This is a genomic window from Mesorhizobium shangrilense (assembly GCF_028826155.1).
Classification (GTDB): domain Bacteria; phylum Pseudomonadota; class Alphaproteobacteria; order Rhizobiales; family Rhizobiaceae; genus Arvimicrobium; species Arvimicrobium flavum.
Window position 1 is genome coordinate 211867 of sequence record NZ_JAQGPN010000001.1, and the last position, 13395, is coordinate 225261.

At 60.3% G+C, this 13395-nt stretch carries 13 protein-coding genes; 9 read left to right on the forward strand and 4 right to left on the reverse strand.

Annotated elements, in window-relative coordinates; all coding sequences use genetic code 11:
• Positions 1-22: 22 nt before the first annotated feature.
• The 3 genes from PD284_RS01035 to PD284_RS01045 form a co-directional block, all read right to left on the reverse strand.
• Positions 23-1084: a hypothetical protein gene (locus PD284_RS01035; protein ID WP_274626383.1), complete on the reverse strand. Its 1062-nt coding sequence runs from the start codon at positions 1082-1084 to the stop codon at positions 23-25.
• A gap of 70 nt (positions 1085-1154) precedes the next feature.
• Positions 1155-6032 carry a DEAD/DEAH box helicase gene (locus PD284_RS01040; RefSeq protein ID WP_274626384.1) on the reverse strand — a complete coding sequence of 1626 codons (4878 nt, stop codon included), beginning with the start codon at positions 6030-6032 and terminating at the stop codon, positions 1155-1157.
• 67 nt (positions 6033-6099) lie between these two features.
• Positions 6100-6288: a hypothetical protein gene (locus PD284_RS01045; protein WP_274626385.1), complete on the reverse strand. Its 189-nt coding sequence runs from the start codon at positions 6286-6288 to the stop codon at positions 6100-6102.
• A gap of 376 nt (positions 6289-6664) precedes the next feature.
• Between PD284_RS01045 and PD284_RS01050 the strand changes: the two genes are divergently transcribed.
• From PD284_RS01050 to PD284_RS01060, 3 genes are all read left to right on the forward strand, one after another.
• Entirely contained in the window at positions 6665-7192 is a 528-nt protein-coding gene (locus tag PD284_RS01050; protein WP_274626386.1) for an antirestriction protein ArdA, read from the forward strand.
• A 193-nt stretch (positions 7193-7385) separates the two neighbouring features.
• Positions 7386-7601: a transcriptional regulator domain-containing protein gene (locus tag PD284_RS01055; RefSeq protein WP_274626387.1), complete on the forward strand. Its 216-nt coding sequence runs from the start codon at positions 7386-7388 to the stop codon at positions 7599-7601.
• Positions 7602-7647: 46 nt separating this feature from the next.
• Positions 7648-8169: a DUF2285 domain-containing protein gene (locus PD284_RS01060; RefSeq protein ID WP_274626388.1), complete on the forward strand. Its 522-nt coding sequence runs from the start codon at positions 7648-7650 to the stop codon at positions 8167-8169.
• Between the two features lie 16 nt (positions 8170-8185).
• Here the strand turns inward: PD284_RS01060 and PD284_RS01065 are convergent, their stop codons facing one another.
• Positions 8186-8473, reverse strand: a complete 288-nt coding sequence (locus PD284_RS01065) for a DUF2285 domain-containing protein (RefSeq protein ID WP_274630505.1) — start codon at positions 8471-8473, stop codon at positions 8186-8188.
• Between the two features lie 463 nt (positions 8474-8936).
• Here PD284_RS01065 and PD284_RS01070 point away from each other — a divergent pair, with 463 nt between their 5' ends.
• From PD284_RS01070 to PD284_RS01095, 6 genes are all read left to right on the forward strand, one after another.
• A complete protein-coding gene (locus PD284_RS01070; RefSeq protein WP_274626389.1) occupies positions 8937-9206 on the forward strand; it encodes a helix-turn-helix transcriptional regulator in 270 nt (89 codons plus the stop codon).
• Entirely contained in the window at positions 9207-10283 is a 1077-nt protein-coding gene (locus tag PD284_RS01075; protein WP_274626390.1) for a replication initiator protein A, read from the forward strand.
• Between the two features lie 61 nt (positions 10284-10344).
• Entirely contained in the window at positions 10345-10863 is a 519-nt protein-coding gene (locus tag PD284_RS01080; protein WP_274626391.1) for a DUF2840 domain-containing protein, read from the forward strand.
• Positions 10860-11405, forward strand: coding sequence for a S26 family signal peptidase (locus PD284_RS01085; RefSeq protein WP_274626392.1), 546 nt, complete (start codon positions 10860-10862; stop codon positions 11403-11405). The genes PD284_RS01080 and PD284_RS01085 overlap by 4 nt, the downstream gene beginning before the upstream one ends.
• Positions 11406-11441: 36 nt before the next feature.
• Positions 11442-11777, forward strand: a complete 336-nt coding sequence (locus PD284_RS01090; RefSeq protein WP_274626393.1) for a DUF736 domain-containing protein — start codon at positions 11442-11444, stop codon at positions 11775-11777.
• Positions 11774-12703: a lytic transglycosylase domain-containing protein gene (locus PD284_RS01095; protein ID WP_274626394.1), complete on the forward strand. Its 930-nt coding sequence runs from the start codon at positions 11774-11776 to the stop codon at positions 12701-12703. Before PD284_RS01090 ends, PD284_RS01095 begins: the two co-directional genes overlap by 4 nt.
• The last annotated feature ends 692 nt before the right edge of the window (positions 12704-13395 follow it).

Consider the following 13395-nt stretch of genomic DNA (forward strand, 5'->3'; position numbering starts at 1 on the left):
CTTTATTGTTGAATGATGTCCACTACTCATCGCTCCCCCCTCTGCCTGCGAAAAGGTCCCCCTGATCTGCGTCGATTTCGCTAAATGCACCCAAAACCGCAGACAGAGCATTATCGTCTAGAGGCTCAGACAAGGCATCGCCATTGAACTCTAGAACGCGCAGAACCCTGATATTCTTGGGTGAATTGGCCTTTCCCTGAAAAGCCCACTGCACCTTGATCGTGTCCATGATGTGGATATTGAGCTGTTCGGCTTTCACCAGTCCCCAGAACTGCTCATCTTCAATCCGGAAAAGCCGCTCGCGGCCCTTGGCGTCCTTCGCCTTCCAAGCACGCTGACGATCTTCCCTTTCCCAATTCGGGGACGTGACCTTGAGGTCAACAATGGCCGTTTGCCACGGCTCGTCGTTCTCGTCCTTCACCGGCGGGAGAACAACCTGTAGGCGTGCGAAGTCGCTTCGGTCGATTGGGAAAACGGGCTCGTCCTCGAACCCAACTGCACGGATATCAGGTGTGGCGGCGCAAGCTTCGTAAAACTCGTTCCGTGCGGCGAATCCATCGCGGAAGCGCGTCGTGGTTATCCCAACCGATTCCAATTCGCCGACATTTGTTTGAAGGAAGGATTTTGTCGTTTCGACAAGGAATTCAGCGGCGGCAAGGCATTTCGCTTCGTCGTCTTCTGGCGCTTCGTCCGCTTTCCCGATGGCCTCGTCATCCTCATCAGAAACGATCTGCTCCCTGATCGGCGAACCTGCCTGCTCGCCCCAATGCGCCGGTTCCTGCAATGTCAGCCCACGGATGAAGGCCTGACCGATATCGCTTTCCGTGAATGTCCAAACAGCGATCCAGCCGCCAAGCAAATAGACGCCGATCCTGCTTTTGAAGGAGCCTTCCTGCGGCGAAAGTACCAGAATTTCGTATTTCAGCCTTCCATCAAAGAGCTCTCGATTCAAAGAGGCGATGATGGTTTCCGCCTGTTCGGCGGTGCGCACAAACGTACCGAGAGGTATGGCATGTGACGGTAGGTCAAAATGGATCGGCAGGATGGCAATTGCGCCATCCCCACTTGATTTTGACTGCACCATCCCCGCGCCCTCCCGACACAGCCGATTGCGGCTGCTTACATTTGAATTGCCTCCAACATGACGAACATAGTCATTCGCCGATATCCAACGCCGGAAGGCTGCGGACGATTTTCATCGTCTCCAAGCTGACGGTGATGACGCGCTGGAAAAGTTCCAGCGGATAGGCCGGATTGCCAACGGTTTCGATGGCATAGCGGTTAGCATCATTTTCGATGCCGCTGTCCTTGTCCGTCTTTACGCACTGACGTTCCATTACCCATTCAAGGGCAGACTTACCGTTGACGACATAATCGTACGCCTCAAGCGGGATGTCCTGCATGGTGATGTTGGCATTGTAGATGACGGTACTCTTATCGATAGAGCTTCGCTTTCCACCAAATTTCATGCCGGTTACACGGAAGAACGCTTCTGGGTTCCCGATGTTAGCAAATCGTAGATCGCCCTGTTTAAATGTTACAGGGTATGGCTCCACCCCATCAAAATTCAGATGCAGGACGCCAAGGGCGCGCCCTGCCTCCCTGAAAGCGTAAAAGTCACCGGCCATAGGCAGGCGCGGATGGACCTTTTGAAGATCGGATTGGAAATTCTGCCGATATTCCGGCGAATGAAGTATGCCATACGTGTACCAGAATATATCCTCTTTGCTGATCGACTGATCGCGAAAGTAGCTCTGGAACAGGTCGAGCGACCAGTCGGAAATTCCATCACGACGCCCATAGGCTTCGTCCGCGTTACCTTCGAAGAGATCGCCGTTCGCCTTGTTTCGCTCTTCATAATAGTAAAGCGGATAACACATGCCCGTGTCAGTCAGGTGCATGCTTGGCACTTGGTCGGTGACGAGGCAGGAAAAGCCCTTACGGTCAGTTACGCCGGTACAAGAAATGACAACATTCTGATGGGCGGCGGTCGGGAACATCCGTTTGGTCAGATTGACCATCTCGTTGAGGCGGCGATCAAAATACATAAACTGCCGTCCGAACGGCCTGTGTGCAGCGGCGATGACGCTTCCGGCATTGAACTCGATAAGCTTACCTCTTTCAGCATCCTTCTTAAGCGCGCGCGACCAACTGATGCGCTTTGGATCGTTTGACACCACATCCGCGAGCGCGGGCCAGCTCTCTTTGGCAAGACCGTCGCATGCTTCTCGGTACTTTTCGCTCTCTTCGTTGAACGCTACGACGAGACGGCCAACCGACGCTTCAAGGGCAGGAATAGAACTGTTGTACACCCATGGATCGCGGTTGGTGACGACCCCATAGGAGTTTGACACGAAAACAGACTGACCGCTTTGACCATCGCGTTCGGCCAACGGCAGGAAGCTCTGGAAGGCCGGGTCTCGCTGATTGATCCAATCCGCATTTTCGTTGGGAACAATCCGCTTCCAGTTGATACTGGCGATCGAGCCTAAGCCATCGATGACTTTTAGCTTTTCCTCCCGGCTTAGATAGTCGCCGATATCATAGTATTTAAGTTCGCCAGCCGGTGGCATCTCAGGGCTTTTAATCATCAGCGTGATAGCAACAGGCGTGCGTGAACCTGATCCAAAGACTTTTCCACCCTCACGACGGGACGCTTCTCCGGAAGTTCTCTGGTCGCCGCGCAGGTCAAAGACATAGATATTGCCGAACTCGTCGGTCAAAGATTTACGCAGACCGTCCATGTTCTTGGCGTCGATAAAAGAGCCGTTGGTGACAAATGCAACGACACCCTTGTCCTTGATCCTATCCGAAGCCCATCGAATGGCGCGAACATAGGAATCGTAATTGCTCTTCGCGAGCTTCGAACTGGAAGCCTTGGCGTAGGTGTCCCGAATTCGCGCATCCAAACCGGGATAGACGGTATTCTTATTATTCTCGTTTTCGCTACCTTGCTGTCCCGAATACGGCGGATTCCCCACGATCACGCGAATGTCCGTGGCCTTCTGCCGCTTCCGCCGTTCCGAGTTATCCGGCATGTAACGCGATATCAGGTCATCACTCTCGTACATCTGGAAAGTGTCGGTCAGGCAGATGCCCTCGAACGGCACATAGTCGCCACCCATGATGCCGTGATAGACCGCTTCGATGTTGATGGCGGCGATGTAGTAGGCCAGCAAAATAATCTCGTTGGCATGGATTTCATGCCGGAACTTATGTTCCATTTCCTCCGGCGCGATCAGGCCGGATTGCAGCAAGCGCGTGATAAACGTGCCGGTCCCCGTGAACGGGTCGATGATGTGGACGCCTTCCGAGCCAAGTGTCTGCCCGAATTCCTGCTGCAAAACCTCATTCACCGAATGGATGATGAAGTCCACGATTTCGACCGGCGTATAGACGATGCCCAATTTCTCGGTCGTGCGCGGGAAGGCTTTGCGGAAGAACTTGTCGTAAAGCTCGACAATCAGCCGCTGCTTGGCCTGCGGATCGGTGATGCCCGACGCGCGCAATCGCACACTGGCATAGAATTTTTCGAGGTCTTTGGATTCCTTGTCGAGATTGGCTTCGTCCAGCACGTCCAGAACACGTTGCATGGCGCGGGAGACTGGGTTTTCGCTGGTGAACTGATGGCCTTCAAACAGCACCTCGAACACCGGACGGGTGATGATGTGCTGCGCCAGCATTTCGACGGCATCATCTTCGGTGATGCTGTCATTGAGGTCGTCTTTCAGCTCGCCGTGGAATTCATCGAAGGCACGGCGGGCTCCGGTGTCCGGATCGGCAAGGATGCCTTTCAGACGACTGATATGGTTCTTGGCGATTTCGGCGATGTTGGTCGCCCAATCTTCCCAATAATCACGGGTGCCGCACTTCTTGACGATCTTCGCCATGATGGCGCGGGAAAATTCGTCAACGGAGAAGGCAAGCTCGCCCTGCACCTCGCCGGTGACGATCGGGTCGCGCCCCGGTGTGCCGATGCCCGACCGTTCGGGCTTCGAGCGCGTCGGCAGGTCTTCCACAACGGCAGTGACTGCCTGCAATTCGGCATTCTGGGTGACGCCGATGATCTCGATCGCGTTGCTGACATCCTGCCCAAGCGATGCCTTGTTGATGGTCGCATCGAACCGATCATCATGGGCGCGCAAGGCGTTGAGGATTTGCCAGACAACGCGATACTTCTCGTTGTCGTTCAACGCCTGTTCCGCCGGAACGCCTGCGGGGACGCCAACAGGTAGGATGACATATCCCATCTTCTTACCCTCGGCCCGGCGCATCACGCGCCCGACCGATTGGACAACATCAATCTGACTCTTGCGCGGATGAAGGAACATGATGGCGTCGAGCGCCGGAACGTCCACGCCTTCGGACAGGCAGCGCGCATTGGTCAGGATACGGCAGATATCGTCGCCCGCGTCGGCTTTCAGCCAGTCGAGTAATGCGCCACGGGACTTGGCGTTGAACGTGCCGTCAACATGTTCGATCTCGCACCGCAGGGGCAATCTGCTTTCGGCGCCGTCTTCGTCGGTGTAGTCGAGATATTCATCGACAACCGTGCCGAACTCGTCACGGATCAGTTTGGAGCTGCGGATGTCTTTGCAGAACGCCAATGCCCGGCGCATGGGATGTGGATCGGTGGTAACATCGGCTTTCATGTCGGCTTTGGTCAGGGCTTTGTAACAGCCGATGATCTTGGTCGCGTCATCAAGGACAAGCTCGGAACTACCGTCACCAAGGCGCTTCTGGATCGCCGAGCTGACAAGCCCTTCATCCATTGCCAGCACGACAACCTTGTAGTCGGTCAAAAGGTTGTTCTGCACCGCCCATGAGAAGCCACGGTAAAACAGTGTTTTTCCGAACAGCTTCTCGTCATCCATGGAAGTCAGAACAGCATCGGCTTCATCGGCACGGCTCTTCACGTTGTCGCCGAAGATGCGCGGCGTGGCCGTCATATAGAGGCGCTTCCTGCCGCGAATGATGTCGTTGGAATGGACTTTGACGAAATTGGATTCGTCCTCGCCCGCCAGAGTTGCGCCCGTGGTACGGTGCGCCTCGTCGCAAACGATGAGATCGAATTCCGGCAGGCCGTGCTTCTGCTGCGCGTCCGCGACAACCTGAATGGATTGGTAGGTTGCAAACACCACGGTCATCTCGTCCGGCACGGCCTTGCCCGCGCTTTCGGAAAGCTTGGCAGCATTGGTCGTGGCAGGGAACGCGAGGTCCAGCACGTCGATTTCGGCAATGTCATCATTGCTCTGACGGCGCTTGCCCACCTGCGTATCGGAACATACCGCGAAGGATCGCAACGGGGTTTCGGTGTCCGCTGTCCACTCGCGTACCGTCTGCGACATCAGGGCAAGGGACGGCACAAGGAACAGGACAAGCTTTCCTTCACCGGCCAGGTCTTCGGCGATCTTGAGGCTGGCAAAGGTCTTGCCTGTTCCGCAGGCCATGATGAGCTTGCCGCGATCGGCTTCGGCCAGTCCGGCGCGCACCTCGCGCAAGGCATCCTGCTGATGTTCGCGGAGTTTCTTTTTGTCCGCCAGCACCACTTCGCCCTTGGCGGCGAATTTTTCCCAACGGATCGGACTTTCCTGCATTTCCGAAAGGTTGATCCGAAGGACGGGGATGGCCTGCCCACGGATCATGGTTTCGGCGTTTTCGCTCCAAGCCTTTTCAGTGCTGTCAATGATGACGCGACGTCTAAACGGGGCCTTGCCCGATGCCGATATGAAGCTGTCGATATCCTCTTTCCTGATGCGGTAGGCGGCATCGTAAAATTTGCACTGGATCGCGGCGAAGCCATCTTCATCGCGAAGCTTGGCTACAAGGTCGATTCCCGTGTCGCGGGCATCCCAGCCATTGGCGTCAGCCCAATCCTTGAAAGTCTGAACCTGCTCATACTGTTCCAGCTGGATCGGATCATGGGTGAGGTAGGCGATGGCGAAACGCTCAAAATACGTTCCCTTGTCGCGCTCGGTACGCGCTGCATCACGGTAGGTCTGCAAAAGCGATTGCAGTGTCTGTTCGGCCATGTCTTCCCCCAAGCCCCTGTTCGGGCATTCACCTGCTGCGCCGGAACCGGCTTTCGTGCGTGTTCCATCAGCGCGTCGTCGCGTTCGGTTTCGTTGCGGGTTGCGCGTCCGACGACGCGCTGTTCCTACGGACAAAATCGCGCATGAACTCCCGTATGACCTGCGCGGCAGGCCGATCCAGAACCTGACAGGCTGCAAGGAATTCATCCCGCAGCTCGCGCTCGATCCTGATTCGCATCCCGGTGTCTTTTTTCATGAATTGCAGTGTATCCGGTGGATACACAAAAACCAGCCCTGAGGATATGCTTACCGCCAGCAAACACCGTGAATTCGTCTAGCGGCCGTCCAGCTCTCTACCACTCAATCCGTGAGCGCGTTCGCCTGCGGGCCGGCGCGGCTTTCGCCGCGTCCCATCTGATAGCTATTTCTAAGGGCGCTGCCCTCGCGCGGCGCAAGAAAACTCACCGGCCTTTCGCGGCATAAACGGCCCGCTCCCCGCAAGCGGGTCCCCTCCATTTATTCCACGGTGCCAAAGAGTTGTCTGGCACCTTACTACCCCGGTCTCGCCGACGGGCAAGGGTTCAAGAGCGGCGCTTCGCTGCTCTGAACCCGAAACCCGAAGGAACAGAGACATGACCAACGCAGCCGACAGCAATCCTCGCATCTATATTGCCTGCCTTGCCGCCTATAATAACGGCTATTTGCATGGAGCGTGGATCGACGCGGATCAGGACGTGGACGAAATCAGGGACGAGATCTCGGCCATGCTCGCACGGTCCCCCATCGAGCACGCGGAGGAATATGCCATCCATGATTATGAGGGCTTCGAGGGCGTCGCGATCAGCGAATATGCGGGCATCGACACCGTAGCACGCATGGGCGCTTTCATCGCAGAACATGGCGCACTTGGCGCGGGCCTGCTGGAGCAGTTCAGCGGCGACATGGAACAAGCCGAAACCGCCTTGCAGGATTGCTATCATGGTCAGTTCTCCAGTCTCGCCGACTACATGGAGGAATTGACCACCGAGAGCGTCACGATCCCCGAGGCGCTACGCTACTATGTCGATTGGCAGGCGATGGCGCGCGACGCTGAGATGGGCGGCGACCTGTTCACCATCGAAACTGCGCACGGTGAGGTGCATGTGTTTTCCAACAGGTGAAAACATGACTGCCTGTTCGTGCTCATACGGGCACGCGTCGCGAAATCACCGGCTGTCGCCAAGCCAAAAATACCAAAAATGATCGGGTTAGCCGCTCAAGGTATCTGCTTTGAGCGGCTTCTATATTTCCCATGATCCTTGAACCTCTCTTTGCCGGGCGCTGCCCAGCATCCCGGCTTGGGGAGGTGACGCCATGCTCAGCATCGATTGGCGATCACCGGCGGCATACGGGCATACAAAACACGTCCCTGCCGCTGGTTTCGCTTGGGAATACCTGCGCCGCAACGACGAATATCGTCATGACTTCCAGACCATCGCATTGACCGGCCAGCCGACCGGGCGCGACCTTGAAGCGTTCGCGGATCGCTGGGGGTTGCGATTTCCCCTGCGATCCAGACGCGCCGCATGACCGGCAATCGCCGATCTGGTGTCCGCGCCTTCAACCGCAAGCCGTGATGTTGTCGCCGGTCGATCACAAGGATGACCACACCGAACCGATATTGACGTTGGCGCATCTCGACGGTCTTGACATGCGCCGCGCTGCCGATGGTTGGCACGGTATCTGGCTGGTGGATGGCGTCGCGCATCAATTCTGGCTGCCCGAGGCGGTGCCGGACGCAGCCGCGTTCTATGCCGTTACGCTGCCGATGGATGCTTTTCTGGAGCTTCGCGCTCATGCTGCCCGCCGTTTCTGGCGATCCCTCAACGGCCGCGCGCCCGGTCCCGATTTCCGGGCCGTTCCCGACCAGCTCCGGCAATGGTACATGCTGTCGCTGCGCGCGCTCGACGCCCGACTGCGCGGCGAGAGCTATCGCACCATCTCCGAAGTCCTGCTCGGCTTTCGCGGCACCAAGGAGGATTTCGAGAACGATCCGCGCAAGAACAAGGCCCGCCGCCTGGTCGCGCATGGCATCAAGATGATGCGGGGCGGCTATCGCCTACTGCTCCACTATCCGATCAAGCCCGGCAAGCGTTGATCGGGAGGCATGGCCCTCATGCCTTGTTGGCTGCCGCCTGCTCCAAAATCTTCCGATAGCCTTCACGCGATAGCCATTGCGCACGTTCTAGGTGGCTTTGCCAGCAACGATAGGTCCGAAGTTCCTCGGCCACCGGATCGCGGTGCAACACGATCCGCGCGACTTCCTTCCAGTCCGCATCTTCGGCCTTCGCATCGAGAAGGCGCAGATAGGTGACGTAATGCTGTTCGTCATAAACGGTTATGGTGTCGCCGATCGGCGCTTCGTCATCCACATCGGGATCGAGTTCGACGGGCACCATCATAGTCATTCCCCGCATCCGAGAGACTTTGTCTGCGGTGCGCCCCCGCAAACGATTCTCTCTGACTCTTGGTGATCGGGGAGTTCGAAACCGCTGTTACACGGCCCCATGGCCTTTAGCTCGGAAAGCCTGTTGTATACGCCACAGGCTCCCCGACCATAGGTCAAGGAGTGCGGTGCCGTAACGGCCGGCACCAAACGGTAACAGAGGGGTTTCGACGCCCCGGAGCAGCGCGTCTGCTCCACCCACATTCTTAGCCGAACCGCGTGCGAATGTCTTCGCCTATTCGGCCCGGCAGGCGATGAGCCGCTGAAATCCTTCATTTATTAGCCCGAAACACGCCCGCAGGGGGTGCCGTCAGCGCATAGGCGCAAATGCGGCACGCTACGCGCCGCCGATCCCTCGCCATGCTTCGCCACAGTCCGCTGCCGCCCTCCGGCAGCCCAATCCCGACTGGAGGTGATCCATGCCCAACCCGCTTGCGGGCCTGCCGCCGCGCCTGTTGCGCACCAAGGAAGCCGCGCGCTTCCTCGGCATATCCATCCGCACCCTTGAGAAACATCGCACCTACGGCACCGGCCCGACCTATCGCAAGGTCGGCGGTCGCGTCCTCTACACCGTCCACGATCTGGAAAACTGGAGCGCGGTCGGCGAGCGCAAATCGACCCGCGACAAGACCGCCGGCACCGTCTTTCCCGCGCGTCCGCTCACCCCCGAAGAACGGGACGAGTGCTAGATGCTGCGCGAGGACGATCACGCCCCCGCGCAGCCGGCCGAGGACAGCGAGCGCAGCCGCCTGGACCCCTTCGTGGTCGCAACGGGCGATGCGCCGCCGCGCGACCAGCGCGACTTGATGGAACGGCCGTTTTTCTCGCTGGCGAAGACCCCGCGCACCAAGCCGATTCTCTACAAGGCCGCCGACATAGAGGTGCAGGTGTTCGGGATGCCCGAACACGGCATGGCGACGATATGGGACGCCGATGTGCTGATATGGGCGGCGTCGCAGATCGTCGCGGCCGAGAACAATGGCCTCCGCACGTCGCGCTTCGTCCGGTTCACGCCCTACCATCTGTTGCGCGCCATCGGACGCCCAACCGGCAATCACCAATACCGGCTTTTGAAAGCTGCGCTGGCGCGGCTGCAATCCACCGTCATCGCCACCACCATTCGCAACGGCCCGCATTGGCGTCGCCGGCAATTCTCTTGGATCAACGAATGGGAGGAAATGACGACGCGCGCCGGCCGCGTCGAGGGCATGGAGTTCGTCCTGCCCGAATGGTTCTACAACAGCGTTATCGACCGCTCGTTGGTGTTGACCATCGACCCGGCCTATTTCCGGCTGACAGGCGGCATCGAGCGATGGCTTTACCGCGTCGCCAGAAAGCACGCCGGGCACCAGCGCCATGGCTGGATTTTCGAGGTCGCGCACCTTCATCAGAAATCCGGCAGCCTCGCGCGGCCGTCCGACTTCGCACTCGACCTTCGCCGGATCGCGGCCCGCCAGAAACTCCCCGGCTACCGCCTCCAGATCGAGCGGGAAGACGGCCGCGAGCTGCTGCGCATCCGCCCCGATAATTCGTCAACAGGCACTGTTGATAACCCTGTTAATGCCATCGGCAGATCAGGCGCACGGGGTATCGGCACATCGGGCGCACGACTATCGGCAGATCAGGCGCACGAACCGCAGATAACGCTTTGGCCTGAAACGCGGAATCCGACCGCTAACTTATCTAACAGAGAATCTAACTCTTTTTCTTTGACGCGCGCGCAGGCGAAGCGTGGTGCCGGTTCTGCCGGGAACGGCGAGCCATGACGCCCGCCGTTGACGCAGCGCACGCGCGCAATCCCCACCAGCACATCGCCGGAGACGCACAATGACCCGTCGCGCCCATCGCAGCGCGCACGGCCGTCCGCTGCCGGACGGGCCTGCGCCCTTCACCACATTGGTCGAGCTGACTTTCGAGAAACGCCGCATCGAGCATTGGATCAGGTTCGGCCGCAAGAGCTATGAACAGATCATCGACCGCCGCCGTAGCGTCGTCGGCTTCGCGCCGGGCAGCGTCTTCGCCTTCGTTCGATGGGCGAACGGCGACCATGGCACGGTCGTTTCCCGCATTGACATTGTGCGGGCAATCGGGCGCGGCGAGCCGTTCCAGACATTGCCATTCGTCCGCCCCGGTGGCGAAATCCTGTTGCGCCTCGATAGCTGGCCGAGGGTGCAGCGCGGGCTTGCCGCCATCGACGCCGTGGAATCGCTCGGCCTAGACCCGGCCGACGCCGCGCCCGAGCATTGGCGGCATGTCCACAACCGTTTGACCGCCAATCTGGAGCCGCACGCTTACACGCGCGAGCGACATGCCGCGTGGCTTCACCGCCGAAGGATCGAGCTATGACGCGCCGCTGCACCATCGCGGTGACGGCGCTCGCCGTCATCGGCATCGCCGCCGCCAGCACCGTCGATTGGCCCGTGAAACTCATCTGGAACGCGACGGCCAGCGCACCCATCGGCTTCTACACCGTCGAGCCGGCCGAGGCGCTCGACGTGCCCGAGCTGGTCGCCGTCGTGCCGCCCGAGCCGCTCGCCGCCTTCGTGGCCGAGCGCGGCTATGTCGCGCGGGGCGTCCCGCTGTTGAAGCGCGTCCTGGGCTTGCCGGGACAGCGGGTTTGCCGCTTGCGGTCCACGATCACGGTGAACGGGATCGAGATCGGCGAGGCGCTGGAGCGCGACAGCCTCGGCCGCGATCTGCCCGTTTGGCAGGGCTGCCGCGTCATCGGCGACGACCAGCTTTTCCTCATGAATTGGGAACTCCGCGACAGCCTCGACGGCCGTTATTTCGGACTCATCCCCGCAGCTTCCGTCATCGGCCGGGCGGTCCCGCTCTGGACCGATGAGGAAGGAGTCGGCCGCTACGAGTGGCGCGCGCAGACGCACTGAAACCATGCCCCGAAAGCCAATCACAGGAGATTTCCCATGGCAGAGATAGGCACGTTCACCCGCACCGAAACCGGCTACGCCGGGAAGCTTCATTCGTTCGGACTCCACGAAAATCTGTTCATCGTCCTGGCCAAGCCGAGCGACATGAAAAACGCGCCCGACTATCGCCTGCGCCTCGATAGCGAGGACGGCCCGGACGCCGGCCCCGCATGGAAAGACTCCAGCGAAAATGCCGGCGACTTCGTGTCGATGAGACTGGAAGGACCGATCTTCCCGTTCCCGATCCGCGCCAAGCTGTTCCAGTCCAACGACGATCCTTCGGTCTGGACCCTGCGTTGGAAGCACCCCCGGAAAGTCGTGGATGAGGAATGACGGCCGCGCTCGTCCGGCCCGCCGTTCGGTCCAAGATCGTCACCCCTTTGTTCGCGGAAAAGCCGTCTCATCCCTTCGTCCCGCTCGAAGACCGGACGGCCGGCGCGCGCAGCGAAGGTCAGGGGCGGCCATCGGCCGGCGCTTGCGCCTTGCCCTTGACCGCAGCGCGCACGCTGGCAGGCTGGCGGCGAAGCGGAGACAGGCAGGCATGGCGTTGTGCCGTCCTGCTGGCCGGCGCGCTTTTCGTTTGCGTCGGATCGGGCATGGCGGTCGCGCAATCCGCGCCCGTCGAGCGTCCGGCCGCCGCCCATCCCTACGCAGCCCATATCGCCGAGGCGTCGCAGCGTTTCGGCATACCGGAACATTGGATCGTCGCGGTGCTAAGCGCCGAGAGCGCAGGCGATGTGCACGCGATTTCGTCGGCCGGCGCGATGGGGTTGATGCAGGTGATGCCCGCAACATGGGCGGGCCTGCACATCCGCTACGGCCTCGGCCGCGATCCCTACGACCCGCGCGGCAACATCCTCGCCGGCACGGCCTACCTGCGCGAGATGTGGGACCGCTACGGCAATGTCGCGGCGATGCTGGCGGCCTACAATGCCGGTCCCGGCCGCTACGACGAATATCTTGCGACCGGCCGCAACCTGCCGGCCGAAACGCGGGCCTATGTCGCCGCGCTCGCGCCGATCCTCGGCGGCGCGGCTGCAACCGAACCGCCGTCATCGGCACCGCCACCGCCGCCAGATTGGCGCGAGGCACCGCTGTTCGTTATGCGTCCGGGCGACGCGCGGGCTGTCGCCGCGCCGCCGTCCGACGCACGATCCGGCGATGGCCGCGCGACCGTTCCGGCGCCCGATCCCGTCGATGCGGAGTCGCAGGACGGTAGCATTTTCGTGGCGAGCGCCAGCGACGGGGGAACGCCATGAGGGCGGCGTTCCCGCGCTCGGCGGCTTTGGTTTCGGCATCCGGTCGGGCAGGTTTGCGCCCGGCAGGATTCCGGGCTGGAGAGGCAGAAAAGACAGAAAGGGCGGAGGGCAAGATTAAAGAAGACGGCACCATATCGGGCCGCTTCTGGAAATTGTTGTTGTCTGCACACTGGTTAGGTCGCCGGTTCCGGCACCATGGTTTTGAGGGGCCGGGTGCCGCGATTTCGCGCAAAGCCTTAGCTTTGCATGGTTTCGAGCGGCACCATAGGCCCATATCGGCCTGTTTTCGGCGGTTTTGGCTGGAGCCGCGCCCATGAGCGCCGACGACGAAAACCGCTTCCGTCCGAAGCCCGGCCGCATCCGATCCGACACGCCGAAGGCCGGGAGGTCCAAGAGCTTTTTCACGCAGGTTAAGAAGATCACCCGCCAGCATCAGGCAGCGGCCTCCCGCGATCCTTCCATGCCGTCATCCGCTCGCCCGTCATCGCCGGGGCGGTCCCGCGCCATGGTCGCCAGCGGCAAGGGCGTGAAGCGCGGCCGGGGCGCGAGCTTCGTGCGTGCCCGCAACATCTCCGGCCAATGGCATCATCGCCAGCCCGGCAGCCGCCGCGTGATCGTCAAGCAGCGTAGCGTCCGGGCCGCGTGGAAGGGCGGCCGCGCCCGCGCGCATCTGCGCTATGTCCAGCGCGACG